Source organism: Peptoniphilus faecalis (assembly GCF_012976305.1).
Classification (GTDB): Bacteria; Bacillota; Clostridia; order Tissierellales; family Peptoniphilaceae; genus Peptoniphilus_A; species Peptoniphilus_A faecalis.
Genome location: NZ_JABDSR010000007.1, coordinates 1 through 19,224, shown reverse-complemented (window position 1 = coordinate 19,224; position 19,224 = coordinate 1). Strand labels below are relative to the sequence as shown.

15 protein-coding genes and 2 pseudogenes are annotated in these 19,224 nt (G+C 28.0%); 11 read left to right on the top strand and 6 right to left on the bottom strand.

The features are described 5' to 3' along the window. Nucleotides 1-173: 173 nt before the first annotated feature. Complete coding sequence (locus HKO22_RS05790) at nt 174-836, top strand: S-layer homology domain-containing protein (protein ID WP_083635554.1); 663 nt, start codon at nt 174-176, stop codon at nt 834-836. A 486-nt stretch (nt 837-1,322) separates the two neighbouring features. Continuing rightward, nucleotides 1,323-1,871 carry a cysteine hydrolase family protein gene (locus HKO22_RS05785; protein ID WP_169969215.1) on the top strand — a complete coding sequence of 183 codons (549 nt, stop codon included), beginning with the start codon at nt 1,323-1,325 and terminating at the stop codon, nt 1,869-1,871. Between the two features lie 276 nt (nt 1,872-2,147). On the opposite strand, the gene HKO22_RS05780 is transcribed toward HKO22_RS05785, so the two are convergent. From HKO22_RS05780 to HKO22_RS05760, 5 genes are all read right to left on the bottom strand, one after another. Continuing rightward, a complete protein-coding gene (locus HKO22_RS05780) occupies nt 2,148-3,587 on the bottom strand; it encodes a bifunctional metallophosphatase/5'-nucleotidase (protein ID WP_169969213.1) in 1,440 nt (479 codons plus the stop codon). Next, nucleotides 3,584-4,396 (bottom strand): phosphonate ABC transporter, permease protein PhnE, encoded by an 813-nt coding sequence (gene phnE, locus HKO22_RS05775; RefSeq protein ID WP_075659971.1) that lies wholly within the window; start codon nt 4,394-4,396, stop codon nt 3,584-3,586. Before phnE (HKO22_RS05775) ends, HKO22_RS05780 begins: the two co-directional genes overlap by 4 nt. A gap of 1 nt (nt 4,397) precedes the next feature. Beyond that, nucleotides 4,398-5,219, bottom strand: coding sequence for a phosphonate ABC transporter, permease protein PhnE (phnE, locus tag HKO22_RS05770; RefSeq protein ID WP_169969212.1), 822 nt, complete (start codon nt 5,217-5,219; stop codon nt 4,398-4,400). Beyond that, the gene (gene phnC / locus HKO22_RS05765; protein WP_075659973.1) at nt 5,216-5,980 is read right to left on the bottom strand and encodes a phosphonate ABC transporter ATP-binding protein; all 765 of its coding nucleotides are present in this window, start codon (nt 5,978-5,980) and stop codon (nt 5,216-5,218) included. The genes phnE (HKO22_RS05770) and phnC overlap by 4 nt, the downstream gene beginning before the upstream one ends. A gap of 94 nt (nt 5,981-6,074) precedes the next feature. Next, complete coding sequence (locus tag HKO22_RS05760; RefSeq protein ID WP_169969210.1) at nt 6,075-7,115, bottom strand: phosphate/phosphite/phosphonate ABC transporter substrate-binding protein; 1,041 nt, start codon at nt 7,113-7,115, stop codon at nt 6,075-6,077. A gap of 183 nt (nt 7,116-7,298) precedes the next feature. On the opposite strand from HKO22_RS05760, the gene rlmD reads away from it, so the two are divergent. From rlmD to HKO22_RS05700, 9 genes and pseudogenes are all read left to right on the top strand, one after another. Further along, a complete protein-coding gene (gene rlmD / locus HKO22_RS05755) occupies nt 7,299-8,627 on the top strand; it encodes a 23S rRNA (uracil(1939)-C(5))-methyltransferase RlmD (RefSeq protein ID WP_169969209.1) in 1,329 nt (442 codons plus the stop codon). A 312-nt stretch (nt 8,628-8,939) separates the two neighbouring features. Next, a complete protein-coding gene (locus HKO22_RS05750; protein ID WP_169969207.1) occupies nt 8,940-9,527 on the top strand; it encodes a type IV toxin-antitoxin system AbiEi family antitoxin domain-containing protein in 588 nt (195 codons plus the stop codon). Further along, on the top strand, nt 9,524-10,366 hold the full coding sequence (locus tag HKO22_RS05745; RefSeq protein ID WP_169969205.1) for a nucleotidyl transferase AbiEii/AbiGii toxin family protein: 843 nt from the start codon (nt 9,524-9,526) through the stop codon (nt 10,364-10,366). The genes HKO22_RS05750 and HKO22_RS05745 overlap by 4 nt, the downstream gene beginning before the upstream one ends. A gap of 172 nt (nt 10,367-10,538) precedes the next feature. Further along, nucleotides 10,539-11,720, top strand: coding sequence for an FRG domain-containing protein (locus HKO22_RS10850; RefSeq protein WP_235932825.1), 1,182 nt, complete (start codon nt 10,539-10,541; stop codon nt 11,718-11,720). Nucleotides 11,721-12,315: 595 nt separating this feature from the next. Then, on the top strand, nt 12,316-12,519 hold the full coding sequence (locus tag HKO22_RS05725; protein ID WP_169969201.1) for a helix-turn-helix domain-containing protein: 204 nt from the start codon (nt 12,316-12,318) through the stop codon (nt 12,517-12,519). Then, nucleotides 12,516-12,812: a hypothetical protein gene (locus HKO22_RS10845; protein WP_235932824.1), complete on the top strand. Its 297-nt coding sequence runs from the start codon at nt 12,516-12,518 to the stop codon at nt 12,810-12,812. Before HKO22_RS05725 ends, HKO22_RS10845 begins: the two co-directional genes overlap by 4 nt. A 17-nt stretch (nt 12,813-12,829) precedes the next feature. Continuing rightward, complete coding sequence (locus HKO22_RS05715; RefSeq protein ID WP_328819006.1) at nt 12,830-13,672, top strand: AAA family ATPase; 843 nt, start codon at nt 12,830-12,832, stop codon at nt 13,670-13,672. Between the two features lie 9 nt (nt 13,673-13,681). After that, nucleotides 13,682-15,124, top strand: a pseudogene (locus HKO22_RS10840) (LlaJI family restriction endonuclease). 46 nt (nt 15,125-15,170) lie between these two features. Next, nucleotides 15,171-18,926 carry a YobI family P-loop NTPase gene (locus HKO22_RS05700; protein WP_169969195.1) on the top strand — a complete coding sequence of 1,252 codons (3,756 nt, stop codon included), beginning with the start codon at nt 15,171-15,173 and terminating at the stop codon, nt 18,924-18,926. 1 nt (nt 18,927) lies between these two features. On the opposite strand, the pseudogene HKO22_RS05695 reads toward HKO22_RS05700, so the two are convergent. Further along, nucleotides 18,928-19,224 (bottom strand): annotated as a pseudogene (locus tag HKO22_RS05695) (relaxase); the annotation flags it as partial.

The following is a 19,224-nucleotide window of genomic DNA, read 5'->3' as shown; positions in this document are numbered from 1 at the left end:
AAATTCATTTTATAATTTTAATAACGCAAATTCTTTAATAGCCACTACATAAAGTATAAATTTAGCTTATATTTCAATAATATTACAATATATATTCTTTGTAACAGAAATTTAAAATAGAATCTCTTTCAAAAAGACATTATTAAGTTATAATAATATTGAAGGTGATAAAAATGAAGATTTTTAAAAAGACTTCATTGATCATTATCTCCACAACATTGATTTTAACAAGCACTGTATTTGCAAAATCCTTTAGAGACACGAGAGGTCATTGGGCGGAATCATCTATTGATTTTATAACAGACAAGGGAATAATGTCGGGTTACAATGATAATACATTTAAACCTAACGATAATATGACGAGAGTTGAGTTTTATGCTGCAGTTAATAATTTAATTGGCTATGATAAAACTTATACAGTTACCTTTTCTGATGTAAGCACTTCTGACTGGTATTATGGAGATGTAGCTAAGGGCATAAAAGCAGGATACATTGTTCCAACCACGGGAAAGCTAAATCCAGAGAGGGAAATTACAAGGGAAGAAGTTGCGGAAATTCTCGGTTACGTTTATTCTCTACAACAAAGGGTAAGTGCAACTAATGAATTTGGAGACAGAGGGAAGATTGCTGAGTCGGCAAGAGGTTATGTTGGTGCTTTAGTCGAAGCAGGAATACTTAGAGGTTATTCTGATGGAAATTTCTATCCGACAAGATCAATTAGGAGATCGGAAGTGGCGACACTTTTTAGGTCGATGATTTCTAATTACAATTATCCACAAAAAAAAGCTATAAACAATAGTAAGATTAAATTTGGAAGCAGAGATCTCTACGAATAAGGCAGGCGACTGTCTTATTTTTTTGCAAAAAGAAAAAAACTCGTGCAAATATCACATATCATTACAAATATACATCAGTTGCAAATCACATTTAAGATTAAAGAGTAGGAAGGAAGCTAATAGAAAGATTAAATGAAGAAATTAGAAGAAGAGAAAAGTAATCAGAGTCTTTCTAAGCATAAAATCACCAAACAGATTAATAGAAGCTATCCTAATAGATAAACATTAAAAATGGATAAAATAACCTAAAAATATATAAAATATACAAAAGTTATTCTCTTGTATGCTAAAATATTCTAATTTCTAAAAAAATTAGTAAGAAAAATAAGTAAAACATTGTACTATGAGTTTTACACAAAAATTTGGAGTTGACAGTTTCTTCATTTTTATTTTAAATTGAAAATTAAAGCAAAAAAAAGGTATAATTTTATATTATAAACAATAAATTATTTTTATTTACAAATTATTTTAAAAGGAGATATGAAAATGGATATTTCAAAAAGCGCTTTAATATTAATAGATTTACAAAATGGAGTAACAGCTGTTGAATTGAATCCCCACAAGGCAATACAGATTATTGAAAAGGCTAATCACTTAATAAATAAGTTTAGAGAGGAAAATGGGTTTATAGTTTTTGTTAGAACTGCTTTTATTGACAATAAAGATATCTTACCTGCAGATAAAAAATTACGATCCCTATCAGATGTAAAAGAAAGTTTTGATCAAATTGATAATAGATTAAGTATTAGACAAAATGATTATATTGTTACAAAAAGAGGATTTAGTGCATTTTTTGGTACTGATTTAGATTTGGAATTAAGACGTCATGATATAGAAAATCTTGTATTTGCTGGAGTTTCTACACATATAGGCATTGATACATCGGCTAAAGACGGCTATCAACTAAACTACAATATATACTTTATAGAAGATGCAATATCTGCACCAAAAGAAAAACAGCATGAATTTATAGTAAAGGAAATATTTCCATTATATGGTAAAGTTATAAAAACAGAAGATTTAATATTAGATTAAAAAATAAAAAATGGAATACAAAAAATAAATTAGAAATATTAAGTGTAAAAAACTATTGCAGCACCCCAATAAATTTTAACGTAGACTAGGAGGAAAGCTTTTTCTGATTATTAAAAGATGTATAAGAGTCTGTAATAGTTTTGCGTGGTTCTGTGAAAAGTTTTGTGTATCAGCTCTCCTTATTAGGTTGAGCTGATATTTTCTACTTAATATATTCTTTGCAACGGGATTTAAAGTTATTTTCAGTTTAAAATAAACTAAATTAAAGTATTTTAATTATAAATTTCTAAAATAAGTTAAAAGTATTTCTGATATTTCTTTGTCGTAATTTTTTAATACCTTTAATTTTTTATACATGTCAAAGCCGCCAGCACCTGTGGCTCTATAATTATTCATGACAATAGAAAATTTGTCTTCATCTTTTATTTCTCTTTCTTTAAAATAAATTTTTCCAATTTTGTTTCCACTTTCTTTTTTCAGATTTAATTCAAAGCTTATGCCATAGAAAAAGTCGAAATTATAATGTTCTTCCTTTGGCTCTAAAAATCTTTTGGCAATTTTGTATTCTCCATCGTACTCTATATAAGTGTAGTTTTGTTCAAGAGCCTTGCGAAGAGTTTTGCCGTCAATTTCAAGGACAATTGCAGTGTTCGGAAATCTATAAGTGTTTAGAACATCTCTTGTAGTTAAATTTTTCTTTAAGCCTGATACTACATTGGCAAAGGATGTAATTGAAATATCTGAAGATGTGTATTCTCTTTGAATTTTATTTATTAAATCAGCTAAGGCGGAACCTTCTGTTGCCATTTTTATTTTGTCTTCTGGAAGGTAATCGCGTGATAATTTTGCAATGGGCATGTCTAAATAGTCTTGAACTTTTTCTTCAATGCTTTCATATTTTTTTATTAAATAATTTTCTTCTAGCTTTGGTTTGATAAAGGAAGCTGAAATTTTTTTATCTTCTGTGTCTATTTCTATAACAGCTGCTTTTGTTCCATTTGCAGGAGTTTCTATTGCAAAGGTATTGTCTATCTTGCCAGATAGTTCCATGTGTTGATGTCCAGCTAAGATTAAATCATAGTCCAGTTTTTTTGCAATTTTCCCGCCTACATTTTCATTGGTATCGGAAAGCTTCTCGCCAGTTTTTAAATCAATTTCGTAGCCACCATGATAAATTAAAATGTTAAAATCTGTTTTTTCTTCTTTTAATTTATTTAAAGCTTCTTTTGCAGTTTCAAAGGAATCTTTTATTTCAAAATTTTCTAAATTTTCTTTTCTTTCCCAAAGATTTACCCAGTCTGTTACAATTCCTACTATGCCAATTTTAAATCCCTTAATTTCTTTTATTGCATAATTAGCTAAATTTATTTCGCCACTTTTGTCTATAACATTGGCACAAAGTAATTTTCCACGCATATTTTTTGTGTAATTTTTTAAATAATCGTAGCCATAATTAAAATCATGGTTGCCAAGAGTGTAGTAATCTACATTTTGCATCATGTCTGCTAAAATTTCTGAGTTCATAAATTCTTTTACATAATATGCAAAGGATGAGCCTTGGAGAGTGTCGCCGCCATCAGTTAAAATTGTGAACTCATCTTTTTTTATATTGTTTAAAAGAGAGAGATAGCCAATAGCTTTTCTCTCTCTATCTAAATAATCTGTGGGGAAAAAATATCCATGTAAATCCGATGTGTGAACTATTTTTATTTTCATTTTTCACCTACTAATTTTGCTCTAATTTTTGTTGAGAAAAATTCTATAAATAATACTAGGATTATTAATCCTAATAAAATTGCACCAACTTCACGCCATTTGTAGGAATTTATTGCAAACATGAGAGGAGAGCCAATTCCACCTGCGCCGACAAGTCCTAAGACTGCTGCATCTCTTAAATTTATGTCGAAACGATAAATTGTAGTGGAGGCGAAGTTTGCCCATAGTTGAGGAATTATTCCAAAACGGATTTTTTGGAAAGTAGTTGCTCCAATTGAGGAAAAGGACTCTAATATGGACTTATTTAAATTCATTATATTGTCGGAAAATAATTTTGTGAGCATGCCAATGGAGGTGAAGCTCATAGTCATAAGCCCTGCAAAGGGGCCAGGACCTGTAACTCTAATAAACATAAGACCATAGACTATGGAAGGTATTGTCCTTATTAAAATTATAAGGAGTCTAACTACATAGGCGATTGGTGCTGCAACAATATTTGATGATGCTAAAAAGCTAAGAGGAATGGAAATTATTGAACCCACAAGTGTGCCTAAGAAAGCGATACATATTGTTTCTAATAAAAGGTAGGGCACGCCCTTTTTTGTCAAGCTAAAGAGCATTTCTTTGTTGGGATTTAAAATTCCTTTTATAATATTTTTTGCAACATTTATTCCTTCGTCAGTTGCAGATTCAAAATTAATTACAGATGAGGACCAAATTACCATGAACAAAACTATGGCAACTATTAAAAAAATGTAGCCGTGATTTTTCGGTTCTGATTTTAGTTTTTGTATTACTTTTTCTGACATATTAATTCAACTTTCTTCTAAAGTGTGCACTGACATTTTCGATAATAAATACTGTTACAAGTAGTGTTAAAAGTATCATGCCCACACGGTTGTAATCTCTCCAGTTAATGTTTTCGTTTATTAGAAGTCCGAGTCCGCCGGCGCCTACATAACCGAGTATGGCAGCGTATCTTACATTTCCCTCAAAGTTATAGAGTGCTGTTGAAAGATAGGAGGGTAAAATTTCTGGAACAATGGATTTGAAAAAAGCCATAGTCCTTGTAAAACCCATGGAAATCATCGCCTCAAAGGCTCCCATATTAACTGTTTCGATTTGCTCATAAGTTAACTTTCCAACATAGGAAAAGGAAAAAATAAAAATCGCAACTGTACCTGCAAAGGCACCAAGACCAAAGACATATGTTGCTATAAGTGCAGATACAAGTGTTGGGATTGTACGAAGTACTGAAAATAGTAATTTTACAATCCAATTAATTATATTATTCTTCACCATATTATGTGCAGCCAAAAATGCAAAGGGAACAGACACCACTGCACCTAAAAAAGAACCGAGGAAAGACATTTTTATAGTATCTAATAGTGGTTCTACAACTGATGAGAAGTAGGAAAAATTTGGCCTAAACATTGGAGATAATATTGTAAAAAGTTTGTGGGTATTTTTCACAAGTATGTTAAGTGAAAACCCAGTGATTTTTACAGATACCATTGTAAACAATATTAGAACAATAATTATTGGAAGAGTAAATCCAGGATATTCATAAACTTCCCTTCCTGAAGGCATAATATATTTTTTTGGTTTAAAAATTTTATAGTAGAGGTTCATATTTCCTCCATTTTTAATTCCTCAAAGGAATCTCCATAAATAGATTTTAAAATTTTGTCGTCAACATCCCTTGCTGGACCATAATAAATTATTTCGCCATCTCGGACGCCGAGAACCTTTGTGGCATATTCAAGGGCAAGTTCAACATGGTGAATGTTAAGAAGGATGGTAATTCCGAGTTTTTCATTAATCTTTTTGAAATAGTCCATTACTTGTCTTGCAGTTACAGGGTCAAGGCTGGCGACAGGTTCATCTGCTAATATAATGCTTGGATTTTGAACAAGAGTCCTCGCTAGAGCAACTCTTTGTTGTTGACCACCAGATAAATTGTCCGCCCTTTCAAAAGCTTTCTCCAAGATGTCAACTTGTTCTAGAGCTTCTAAAGCCTTCAACTTACATTTTTTTGGATAAATGCCGAGAATTGACTGAACTGGGTTTAAATCGGGGACAAAGGAAGACATTACATTTTTTATAACAGAAATTCTTTCAACTAAGTTAAAAGATTGGAAAATCATTCCGATATTTCTCCTGAATTTTCTAAGTTCCCTTCCCTTTAAACTTTTCACATCAACTCCATCCACAGTTAAAGTTCCAGAATTTATGTCGTGCATTTTATTTATAGTTCTAATAAGAGTGGATTTACCAGCTCCACTTCGCCCTATTATGGCAACAAATTCGCCATCTTTTATAGTGAGATTAATATTTTTTAGTGCCTTAAATCCACCAGGATATACTTTATCTACATTTTTAAATTCAATCATAATACTCCCCATAAAAAAGAGCTTCTATTGAAGCCCCTTCTTAATTTTTAATTCTTTAAAGCTTTGTAATAAAAATTATATTAAATACAATGCATTAGTTTTTAAGATCTTTTAAAAGTTTTTGTGCTTCTCTTTCACTATCGTAATCAGAATCTTTTGCAACTTGATAGCCTTCGTGGTTGTAAATTGAAATGATCTTTTTACCTTCGTCAGTGTTTGCAATTTCAATGAAGGAATCAGAAAGAGCTTTTTTAAAGTCGTCAGTCATAATTTCTGAGTTTTTAGAAACTGAAATTGTGTCGTTGTAAATTTTATCAGTAACGCCAATTACATTCGTTTCGTCCCAGATGGAAGCAGTTTTATTAAATTCACTTTGCCATTTTTCAGCATTATCCATTCTGACATCAGCAAAGCCAACCATTACATCAACTTGACCAGAAGCAAGTCTAGCCATAGAAGAAGGATAAGAATCAGCTTGAACAATTGAAGGAAGATCAGTCAATCCCTTTTCATAATTTTTTTGTAACCAAAGGTATGGATAGATGTAACCCGCAGAAGAAGAGGATCCCATTACAGACCATTTAGCACTTGCAAGATCTTCCCAAGTTAAATTTTCACCATTGTTTACCTTAGCTGCAAGTTCTTTACCCTTTTCAGAAGGACCAGCAATTATAAGAGCTCTGTAGAAATTAACTTGATCCTCAACTTTCTCAGTTGGTTTTTTGTCGTTCCAGTCTTTAGGATTATCAGAATCGACAGAAAGCCCCTTTCTAGTTGCAGTAAGAAGAACTTCAGCACCATCGTCATAGATTGCATAAGTTCCACCAGGAATAAATCCAATGTCGACACTTCCTGCACTTAAAGCCTCACCAGTAGCTTCATAATTTGTACCAACTGTTATATCAATATTTTTGACATCGTAACCCTTTTCGGCAAGTTTAGCCTTTAAGATTTCCTTTAAAGGTTCAGTTTGAGTAACAATTTCTTCAGGTTCCCTAGAAGGAACAAATTGAATTTTTAAAGTTTCAATTGCTTTTGCGTCTCCCTCAGCCTTTGCCTCTTCCTTTTTATTACCACCACAAGCAGTAAGAGTCATTAACATTACAAGGAGTAATACTAACCACGTTTTTTTCATATAAAACCTCCGTAAATTTAATGGATAGCCATTAGTAAAATTCTATCAAATTTATTATACCAAAAAAAGGAAAAATAAATATTAAAGTAGCATAAAAAATAAAAAATATTATGAAAATTATTTTAACTTATTAAATTGAGGAGAAATTCATAATTTGATATAATTTTTTTAAGGAGTGAGGAAATGAGCATAATTGTTAAAGTAGAAGAGTCAAGATTCCCTAATGTATCTAGGGCAAAATTTGAAGGAAGAAAATATGAATTTAAGGGAGGAATAGTTGGGCAAAGAGTTGAAATTAAACAAAAAGGCAAAAGATCTAAAAAAGCAAAATTATTAAATGTAATTGAAAAATCTGAAATAGAAAAGAGAACTCCATGTCCTCACTTTGAAAAATGCGGCGGCTGCACTTATCAAACGCTAAAATACGAAGATGAGCTAGAATATAAAAAAAGTTTGGTAGAAAAACTCTTTAAAGAAAAGGGAATAGAAAGAGAACTGGAAATAATCCCATCTCCAGTACATAAATTTTACAGAAATAAAATGGAATATACCTTTGGCGATGAGTACAAAGGAGGACCTCTCGCCCTTGGACTTCATGTAAAAAATAGATTTCACGAAATAATAAACACAACTGAGTGCAATATTGTAGATGCAGACTTTAATACAATTAGAAGTGAAGTTAGAAATTATTTTGAAAAAATAGGCGAAGCCCATTACAACAGAAGGAAACACGAAGGATTTTTGCGACATCTTTTAATAAGAAAGGCTACAAAAACTGGAGAGATAATGGTTTTACTTTCCACATCAACGCAAAGTGAGTTAGACAAAGAAGATTTCATAAAATTTTTACTTGAATTAGAGTTTGAGGGAGAAATCGTGAGCATTTTCCATGTAAAAAATGACGCCTTATCTGACGCAATTGTGCCAGAAGAGATAAATTTAATCTATGGCAAGGATTACATTGTAGAAGAAGTTCTTGGACTAAAATTTAAAATAAGCCCCTTCTCATTTTTTCAAACAAATACAAAATCAGCAGAAGTTTTATACAAAAGGGCACGAAAAAAAATTGACACAAAAGACAAATTAGTCTTCGACCTATATTCAGGCACAGGCACCATTACACAAGTTTTAGCAGAATCTGCAAAAAAAGTAATTGGAGTAGAAATTGTGGAAGAAGCAGTAGAGGCAGCAAGAGAAAATGCAGTCTTAAATAAAATCGATAATGTAGAATTTATAGCATCAGACGTCTTAAAAGTCTTAGATGATTTAGAAAAAAATCCAGATTTAATAGTCTTAGATCCGCCAAGAGAGGGAATAAATCCAAAGGCAATAGAAAAAATAATTGACTTTGCACCAAAAAAATTTCTATATATATCCTGCAACCCAGTTACATTAGTACGTGATATAGGAGTATTTATGGAAAGAGGATACGAAATAAAGGAATTAGAAATAGTCGACCAATTCCCAAAAACTTCTCATGTGGAAGCTATAGCGTTGATACAAAAGATGTAAATTTAGAAATTCTGCATTTTAAGCACTTTTATAAGCATTTTGTATTTGAAAAAGATGAAGAAGGATATGTAAAAAAGACTCAAAAAAACTACATGGATGTAAGAGTAGTTTTGAGACTAGTATGAGGAAACACAAAAATATATTTAACTCATTTTGTACTTTCTACAAGAGTGGCTTAAAAGCTGCTCTTTTTTTATTGAAAGGGAGTAAGGATTCGTTACATCCTTTTCAAAATATGAAACAATCACAACATAACTTTACATATTCGCTTTAATAATATATAATAAAAGCGAATACGAGAGGAGGCGGACTATGAATACACTTAAGGAATATATACAAGAAAATTTAGTAATCACTAACAAAGAAGCAGAAGAACTTGGATATACTAGGCATAATTTATCAGAATTAACAAAAATCGGACAATTAGAAAGATTAAGACCAGGACTATATCAATTAAAAGGAAAAGTAATAGACGATTTTGTTTTAATATCATCCAATAGTAACCGAATAATATTTTCCAATCAAACAGCCCTATATCTCCACGACCTATCAGATAGAACTCCAAATGTATTTCATATATCTGTACCCCAAGGCTACAATGCAAGCCATATCAAAAAGAGGTACGAAGATCTACAAGTTCACTATGTAAAAAAAGATTTATACGAACTAGGAAAGATAGAAATAAAATCACCACAAGGCAACCTTATTCCAGTTTACGATATAGATCGAACAATTTGCGATATCATAATAGACAGAGAAAAAATAGATAAGCAAATTTTTACAGAAGCCATAAAAAGATACTTTAAATCACAAAATAAAAATCTAAGACGACTCATAAAATACAGTAGATTATTTAAAATAGAAAATGAAATTAGAAAATACATGGAGGTATTATCGTGATTAATATCGAGAGTATAAAGGGGAAGATAAGAAGTTTAGCAGAGAAGAAAAATCTAAAGTCGCAAGAAGTTCTGCAAATATATTTCTTTGAAAGATTTTTAGATAGACTATCTAAATCAAAGTACAAAAATAATTTTGTAATAAAGGGAGGGTTCCTAATATCATCCTTAATTGGTATTGAAAATAGAACGACTATGGACATGGACACAACCATAAAAGGTATACACCTAAAAGAAGAAAAAATAAAAGACATTGTAGAAGAAATTATAAATATCAATGTAGATGATGGAATAAAATTTGAAATAAAAGACATCTCTTATATTAGAGAAGAGGATGAGTACGAGAACTTTAGAATTTCATTAATAGCAAATGTTGGAAAGACCAAAAACCCGATGAAACTAGACCTAACAACAGGAGATGCAATAACACCAAGGGAAATAGAATACACCTATCCCTGTATCTTTAGCAAAGAAAATATAAAAATAATGGCATACCCATTAGAAACAATTTTAGCTGAAAAATACGAAACCATAATTAGAAGAAATATAACAACCACACGAATGAGAGACTTTTATGACCTATACACCCTCTACAAACTAAAAAAAGACCAGATAGATTATGAAATTTTAAAAGAAGCAATAGAGAGAACCTCAAAGAAAAGAGGAAGCCGGGAGATAATGCAAGACTATAAGGAAATAATCAAGGACATAAAAGAAGATTCATACCTAAGATCATTGTGGAAAGTATACCTCAATGAAAATAAGTATATTGAAGATTTGACCTTTGATAAGGTTGTTGGTGTAGTTACAATTTTATCAAATAGGATTAACGAGATGTAATTTAACAGACACTGTCTGGCAAATCATAGGCAAGAAAATATTAAAGACTAAAGAAGTGGAATTAATCTAATTCTTTTTTACCTTTTGATCAGAGTATTTAAAACTAAAAAATTGTATGTCAATTGTTCAGCCTAAGTAGATAATAAAAAAGTGTAAACAATAAGGAGGTAGTATGGAAGTATTAAGAGCTCGCAGTTTATATGATTATATTAAAATTCTTAAAGAAAAAAATTTATTGGATGCATATTTTAGGGGAGAATCTAGGAAATATACAAATATTGCAGCATCATGTTATAGAGATAATTTTAATGACTCAGATAGATCTATAATTGATGAGATGATAGATGAATATTTCTATGAGGTTAGTGCACAATTAAGTGATATTGAAAAGTCAAATTTTATATCTTATTCACAACACCATGGATTGCCTACAAATTTAATAGATATTACAAGTTCAGCTTTAGTAGCTTTATACTTTTCATGTTGTGATAACTTTGAATACACAGGATATATCCATGTATTTAAGAAAAATAATTTCATAAAATTTAGTGATGAAATTTCAGGAAGAAAAATACAATACTTTTATAATGATTTAATCGAACAAAATGAAACAAAAGTTATGTTTTATAATAAACTATTAAAATTTTATAAGAATAATAGAAAAGGATTCATAATTTCATTATCTAATAATTTAAATATGATCAAAGTTTTATTAAAAAAAAGTAAACACAATGCATATACGTCTGAAATAATAAAAGCTGTAGATTGGTATGATAAGGGAATTAAAGAAGGATACATTATGGATAGGCCAAATGAATTAAATCAAAGGCTACTTCAAGTATTTCTTAAAAACAAAAATGAAGAGTTGGATATGTGGAGGGATATTTTTTTCCAATTATCAAAATTAAAAAATTATTCATTTGAACTAAAAATACAGAAATTAGAAGATTATGTAATAATGTATTTAACAACTTTTATTTATTTGTTAATTAAAAAGTATGGTAATAATATTTATGAAGTACCTGATTTTCCAATGATATTATATTACCCTAATATTAATTTTGATAGAATGACATTACAATCTGGTAGATTTATTTATCAAAATATTTTATATTCACCATTTAATATTTTGAATAGACAAGAAAAGAGGGACTATATACAGAAAATAGTTCCTGATATTTCTATAGAAATTGAAAATAAAATAGAAATTGTAAAAGATTTAGATTTATTAGGGATAAATAGAAAAAAATTATTTAACGATCCTGATAACATAGCTAAATATGTGTATAAAAAGAGTAAAGTAAGAAAATCAAAATATGAATTACTAGAAGATTTTTACATAGAAGAGGTATAAGAAATTATCCTTTTATATAAATTCTGCTTTAAACAAAGAAGATATTTAAAATTGAATCAATGTTGGAGTAAAATACTATAATATAGAAAACTTTAAAGTAGGTAATTTTCAATTATTTTAAAAGATGACAATGGGAATTTATATCAATTGTTAATCATATTGCGATAAGATTAAAGATTCAGAAAACCAAAACAGGGAGATTTTGTAACAATCGTCGGAAAGTAAAAACAAGCATTGATAACAACGGAAAGGAACATAAAAATGTTCGTATTTTGTCTTGTAAGCTCTTAAAAGTAAAAGAACAAGTAAAAAGTCAAGATAGGGATAAAAAGTCCATATTAAGGGCAAAAAAAGCTTTAAGACAGATGACAAAGTTAAGTCAAATAAGAAAGACCATAGCAAAGGCGCAGAGAGAAAAATAACGGCAGTCTTCGGACTGCCGTTATTTTTCTCTCATTTAAAGTGATATATCAAGTGATTGAAAATAGCCTATAGTTAATGTTATAATTAATTAATGTGTAATAACAAACATAAGTATATTTTAAATGTATATATGTACGAGATTAGCTATCAGAAAAATAATCTTGGAGGTTATATGGAATTAAGTTATAAAAGGTTATTTAAAAAACTTATCGATTTAGATATGCAACATAATGAGCTTATGGAGAAAGCTAATGTAAGTAGGAGTACATTTTATAAACTAAAGAATGGTGAGAATGTAACTACTGATGTTTTGCTCAGAATTTGTGATGCATTGGATTGCGACATATCAGACATTATGGAGTGTATTAAAAAATGATTGAAATAATAAATGGAGAATGTATAGAAGAATTGAGAAAGTTAGAATCGTCTACAGTTGATTTAATTATTACAGATCCTCCATATAATATTGCCAATTTCATGAATGGTAGAGGTACAAATCTACAAAAAATGCGTTCGAATTTTTTTGGTGCTGCTGGTACAGGTAAAAGTTATAATTTAAATAGAGAAGCCCAGAAATACTTTGGGAATAACTATGAAAGAGTCACATTCCATCCAAATTATATGTATGGAAATTTTGTAGGTGCTCTTAAGCCGTTTCCAGTTATTTAAAAAATAAAGATGGTTCAATAAAGAAAGGTGAAGACGGAAATATTAAAGAGACCATAACTTATGAATACATTCCTGGAGTTTTAATTAGACAATTGATTAAAGCTTACAAGAATGAGGATACTAATTATCTTTTAATTGTTGAAGAAATTAAAAGAGCAAATGTAGCTGCTGTTTTTGGAGATATATTTCAACTATTAGATAGGGACTCTAACGGGAAAAGTGAGTATGAAATTACTACATCAAAAGAATTACAAGAATTCTTAAAAAAAGAGTTAGAGGGAGTTGAGCTATCTGAGAATATAAAAAATAAATTGGATGATGATTTTAGTAAGATATTTTTGCCAAGTAATTTCTATATATGGGCTACAATGAATAGTGCGGATCAGGGGGTTATGCCCATGGATACAGCATTTAGGAGAAGATGGGAATTCACATATCTAGGAATTAATGATGCTTCCGATGCAAATAAAGAAGAATTTGAAAATTATAGATTTAAGATTAATTCAGATGAAACTGTTAATTGGGATCAGTTTAGGAGAAAATTGAATGAAAAACTTTCTCTTATTAATATCCCCGAAGATAAATTAATAAGACCATATTTTATTTCTAAATCAATACTAGAAGGAGACGATCTTAATAAACTCACAGAGACAATAAAGAATAAAGTCTTAATGTATTTATATGAAGATGCTGCTAAGGCATATAGACCAGATTTATTTACTGAAGGCAAGTTTTCTACTTACTCATCAGTTTGCAAAAATTTTGATGAAAATACTTTAAGTTTATTTAAAGGAAACTTAGATGTAGAGACTGAGAAAATATATAAAGACGACAATATACAAGATGATTTAAAAGAATAGGTTAATGTTATGAATATTCAAGTACTAAAAGAAATAAGACCATATTCTTTTATTGAATTAAAGACTATGTTTGGTAAGTCAAATGAAGAGACTAGAGAGATATTGAATTCTCTATCACTTATGAATATAGTTAGAAGACTTTCAAAAGACTTATCAAATGTTGAATTGTATGAGTTAATAGATTCAGAGAATCTTTCAGAGCTAAACTATCAAATGGAAGGTAATACTTATGTTTTTAAGTTTGTAGGTATTATTGTAGTATCTGATATTTGTTTAATATTATATCCTAAATATTTTGATAATTATTTAAAAGATCCAAAAAATAATTTTAAAATATTAAAAAAACTAATATCTGTAATTAGAAAATATGAATCTAAAGAGCAATCAATAGGTTTAGATGGCCATTTAAATAACGAAAAATTTAATTTGCTATCCTTAGTTTTGGAAACGATTGATATTTATCATGAATATGGCTTATATAGTAATGACAAACAAATAATTGAATACAATGGAGACGGTGAGATATTATGGGAAAAAACAATAAACGAGAGTACAGCATATTTTTCTAATAATTTACCTATATATTTAGATACATTTACAACAAATCAAGAAAACAATGAACAGGATTATTTTAGAAGGTTGCATGCCGCTATTTTGACAGAGTCTTGTGAAAAACTAAAAGATATTTTAACGATTTTAGAAATTAATCAAGTAAATATAAGTTCCGAAGGCTTAGAAAAATTTGGGACAAAAGATTATATTTTATATAAATTAAATCAAGAACTATCTACTCAATTTATAACTCATAAGCAAGATATATTAAAATTACCTAGGAGATTTATTCAAGAAGATACAAGTAAGACTGTATCAAATAAAATATCATTCGTAGGCACGAATAGTTTTAATTTAGTTTGAGAAGATGTTTGTTCAGTTGTTTTTGATGATTCACTTGATAAATCATTAAAAGAAATTGGATTACAATATTCAAGATTTGATAAACAGTCAATGTTACTCTCAGATGTTATAACAAAGCCTAAATGGCTTCATAAGGAATCAAACGTTACACACACTGCTTCGAAGACATTAATTCCTGATATTATCTCAATTAATAACGATACACTTTCCATATACGACGCTAAGTATTATAAAATTATTTTGAATGAAGATGAATTAAAGAATAATCCAGGAGTAGGAGATGTAACCAAACAATATTTATACGAGTTAGCCTATAAAGAATTTGCTTTAGAAAATAATTTAAATATAAATAGAAATGCTTTTTTAATGCCAACGGAAGAAGATAAAGCAATTAGGTTAGGGACAGTATCTATGGAATTATTTAAAATCTATAATCAACTCAATTTCAATGATATAGAAGTAATACTTTTACCACATGAGAAAATATATGATAGCTATCTAGAAAATGTAAAATTAGATAACAATGAGATTTTCTGATTATGGATTTTATTTATAGTCGATTAGTAAGTACTGGAGGTGAAAAATGAAGGATAATATTAATTATAAATTTCATAAATTAACGCCAACTAAGGTAGATATAAATTCAGAGTCTTATAGAATAATAGAAAAAGCATTGAATCAAGCATATGATGATAATGATATAAAAAATATTGCTATAACTGGAATTTATGGTTCTGGTAAAAGTAGCATATTAAAAACATATTATTCAACAAATTTTAAAAAGAGTGAGCTTATAAATGTATCTATAGCTGATTTTGATTCATATTTGGATCAAAACAGTAAAAAAAATGATAATCACAAAGACAATAAAGAGGATGAAGATAATAGTAATAATGATTTATCTACTAATTATTTAAACAATGCCAATCGAATAAAATCTGCTGAGAAACAAATTATTAATCAAATCCTTTATCAAATACCTTCAAACAAAATACCTTTGAGTAAGTTTAAAGTAAAAAATAAAAGAAAAATTAGGGACATTTCATTTTTTTCTACATGTTTAATATTAGTAATTCTTGGGATATTAATGTCACTAAAAATAGAATTTATATATAGCTATTTTTATAAGTTGCTAGCTTTTAGTAATTTAAATAATGTAAATAATATAAAACCAAAATTTTTTATAGACAGTTTTATTATATTTTCTATATTATTTCCACTAATTTCATTGAGTATATGGTTAGGTCGTAGAGTATCGATTAAACTAAATAAATTTAATTTTAAGGGTGCAGAATCTGAATTAATAGAAAATGACAATACCAATATTTTAGATCAAGAAGCAAGAGAACTTGTTTATTTGATATGGTCTTCTGGGGTTAAAACAGTTATATTTGAGGATTTAGATAGATTTAATGATATATCTATATTTGTAAGATTGAGGGAAATAAATAGCTTGATAAATTTTAAATCTGAAGAAACTGTTAGATTTATTTATGTAATTAGAGATGATTTATTTGAGTCGAAAGATAGAGTCAAATTTTTTGATTTAATAATTCCGGTTATACCATCTATGACATCTAAAAACTCAAAGGGAAAAATATTGGACATCTTTGGTGATATAGAAGATAAATTTAGTATATCAAAAAAAGTTTTACTAGGATTATCATTATATATAGATGATATGAGGTTATTATATTCAATTAGAAATGAATATGAAATTTATTCAAAAAGTATAGATATAGATAAAAACGCTGATGAAATTTTTTCCTTAATTGTTTTAAAAAATATATTTCCAAAAGAATATGAAGAATTAGAAAGAGATAGAGGATACTTATATGAAATTTTAAATAAGCGAGAATCTTTAAATACTATATATAAAAAATCACTACAGACAAAAATTAAAGAAAAAGAAGAATTGAAAAAATTGATAGTTAAAAGAGTTTCTGACTTTTTAGCAGTGAATATTCCTAAAAATTACAGATTTGATAATGCAAATAACGATTCATATGGAAAAATAATGTATGAATGGAGTAGAAATAAAAATAAAGATTATTTGATTTATAATGGTAATTATGGATCTAACTATAAGTATAGTTCATTCATAGGTGAATTATGTAAACATGATGATAGTTTGAAAAATAGATTAGAAGAAATAGATTACGATGATATTTATATTAAAATTGATAGTTTAAGTGATGAAATTGATAATTTAAATAAGAAAATCAATATGAGAAATTCTAGTCAAATGAGTTATCTACTCAATCAATTAAGTGATGAGGGTTTGATGGATTTTTTTGAAGAAAATGATGAAGTATATAATCTTATAACTAAGGACCACTATTTTCCGTTAATTAGATATCTATTATTAACAGGATTAGTAGATGAAAATTATTGGAGATATAAAGGGTTTTTCTATGATAGTGATATAGGAAGAAATGACAACATTTATATAAGTAGAGTTTTATCTGGTAAAAATATTGAAAACAATTTTAAATTGGAAAAGCCCAATTTTGTATTAGAATATTTAAAATTAGATGATTATTCTAGGAAGGATATTGTTAATTATGATTTGATAGATCTATTAATTTCAACAGATAAAGATAAAGAACTTTACGAAGTATTTAAAGTGATTTTACAAAATAATGACCAAGAAGCTATTGAATATATTAATAGTTATGAATATACGATATTAAAAAAGTTTACTTTCTTAATATCAAAGTCGGATTTTTCGGGATTGTGGTTAAATCTTAAAAATCAAGTTATTCCAAAAGAACTTAAATTAAAATTTATTGGGTTAATCTGTTTAAATGAAAATATAGAAACTAACGAAGAATTTAAGGAATATGTAGAGAATAATAGTAATATTTTAGAGTTAAGTTATTTAGAAGAAAAACAAGAGATGCTTAGAGTTATTAAGGCTTTAGATGTCAAATTCACAGATGTTTCAAATATTGAAATAGATGCCAATATAGCAAAATTTATTTTGGATAATAATATGTTTAATTTAAATCTTGATAATGTAATTAATTTATTATCAGTGTATTTAAGTAAAAATAAAGATGATATTTCAAAAGGGTTATTCAGATACATGTATGATGATTCTTTATTGTTAGATAGTTTAAGGGAAGTAGTAATATCTAATATTGATAATTTTATTGAAAATTATAATGAATTTGTTCAAAAAAACAAGATAAACTCAAATACAGGGGAATTAGCATTTTTAGAAATATTAAAATCAAATTTAAATGATGATTATAAAAAAATATTTATAAAAAATGAAGAAACAGTTATTGAAAATATAAGTAGTCTAAAATCAGATAAAATATTAATTGATTTAGCTGATAATGATTTAATACAGTATAACGAAAACAATATTCTTGAATTTTACAATAATACAAAAAAAGTAAATCCAATAATAAATATTATAAATTTAAATTATCATTTAGAATTTGAATTGCCTAATGAAATGTATATAGATCTTATAAACTCAAGCTTATTAAATTATGATTTGTTTAAAAAAGTTATATACAAAGTATCCAACAGTATTAATAGTTTATCTAATGATTTAAGTGGGGAAAAATATAAGTTACTTCTAAAAAATAACTTAATAAAGTTTAATATTGATAATTTCGAGACATTTCTAAATATAGAAGAACTAAATTTAATTGTATACTATATGGATAGCATAATAAAACAGAATGTAACATCAGAAGAATTAATTGATTTTATGAATGAAAATGGAATCATTAAAAAGCTATCTAAAGAAACAGTTATTGAAGTTTTAAATAAAAAACTGTTAGATGATGATTCGACTATTCGTCTAATTGAAGAGTATAAAGTAAATGTTTCGTTATTTGACATAGATGAAGCTAGTTTAAATGTGAGGGATTACGTTCTTAATAATTGGTTTGCGAAGGAAGATTATGAAAGAATAATTATTGAAGTTGAGAATTTTGATTTATGGAAGGAATTTATTAATAAAATTAACGAAAATCCTAGTGAATGGAACGAAGTGATGGATAATAAATTAACAGAGAATTTTATAGATAAAATTATAATAGATGATAATATTTATGTAAGCTTTAAAATAGATTTATTAAATAAAATTATTAGAGATAAAAATTATGTGTTTAAATGGAAAGAATGGATTTCATTAATTCCTAATATTCAAGAAATAGCTAGAGTTTTTGATGGTGGTATGCCAACTTTCGAATCTGAATATGAATCCTCTATTTCAAATTCCCTTGAAAGCATAGATGTAGTAACAATGAGAACAGATGGTAGATTAAATTTAAAACCAAATGAGTATAAAAAACTTGAAAAGAGAGGTAAAAATTAACTTACCTCTCTACTTCCTTTCCATAATAATTTTCATAGTTTTTCCTATACTGAACAAGGTCAGAAAATTGTTCTTTATTCAAAGAATACTCTTGCATAAGGGTGTTCTTTTTTTCTTGCAATTTATCAAGTTTGTATAGTATTTCTTTTGTATTTGGTAGTTTTTTATAGCTTTCTAAGATCTCTTTAGCGGCTATTTTATAGACGGAAAGTTCACTATAATATTCTTCTGCAAATTGCTTATCTTCAGGATTTTTCTTGTGGTATTTATAGATTTCACGATACTTATTTATAGTATT

Excerpts from the sequence above, each read along its gene's own strand:
- HKO22_RS05790 (WP_083635554.1), top strand. The coding sequence starts at position 174 with ATGAAGATTTTTAAAAAGACTTCATTGATCATTATCTCCACAACATTG.
- HKO22_RS05780 (WP_169969213.1), bottom strand. The coding sequence starts at position 3,587 with ATGAAAATAAAAATAGTTCACACATCGGATTTACATGGATATTTTTTC.
- HKO22_RS05700 (WP_169969195.1), top strand. The coding sequence starts at position 15,171 with ATGAAGGATAATATTAATTATAAATTTCATAAATTAACGCCAACTAAG.
- rlmD (WP_169969209.1), top strand. The coding sequence starts at position 7,299 with ATGAGCATAATTGTTAAAGTAGAAGAGTCAAGATTCCCTAATGTATCT.
- phnE (WP_169969212.1), bottom strand. The coding sequence starts at position 5,219 with ATGAACCTCTACTATAAAATTTTTAAACCAAAAAAATATATTATGCCT.
- HKO22_RS05725 (WP_169969201.1), top strand. The coding sequence starts at position 12,316 with ATGGAATTAAGTTATAAAAGGTTATTTAAAAAACTTATCGATTTAGAT.
- HKO22_RS10845 (WP_235932824.1), top strand. The coding sequence starts at position 12,516 with ATGATTGAAATAATAAATGGAGAATGTATAGAAGAATTGAGAAAGTTA.
- HKO22_RS10850 (WP_235932825.1), top strand. The coding sequence starts at position 10,539 with ATGGAAGTATTAAGAGCTCGCAGTTTATATGATTATATTAAAATTCTT.
- HKO22_RS05760 (WP_169969210.1), bottom strand. The coding sequence starts at position 7,115 with ATGAAAAAAACGTGGTTAGTATTACTCCTTGTAATGTTAATGACTCTT.
- phnC (WP_075659973.1), bottom strand. The coding sequence starts at position 5,980 with ATGATTGAATTTAAAAATGTAGATAAAGTATATCCTGGTGGATTTAAG.
- phnE (WP_075659971.1), bottom strand. The coding sequence starts at position 4,396 with ATGTCAGAAAAAGTAATACAAAAACTAAAATCAGAACCGAAAAATCAC.
- HKO22_RS05785 (WP_169969215.1), top strand. The coding sequence starts at position 1,323 with ATGGATATTTCAAAAAGCGCTTTAATATTAATAGATTTACAAAATGGA.
- HKO22_RS05750 (WP_169969207.1), top strand. The coding sequence starts at position 8,940 with ATGAATACACTTAAGGAATATATACAAGAAAATTTAGTAATCACTAAC.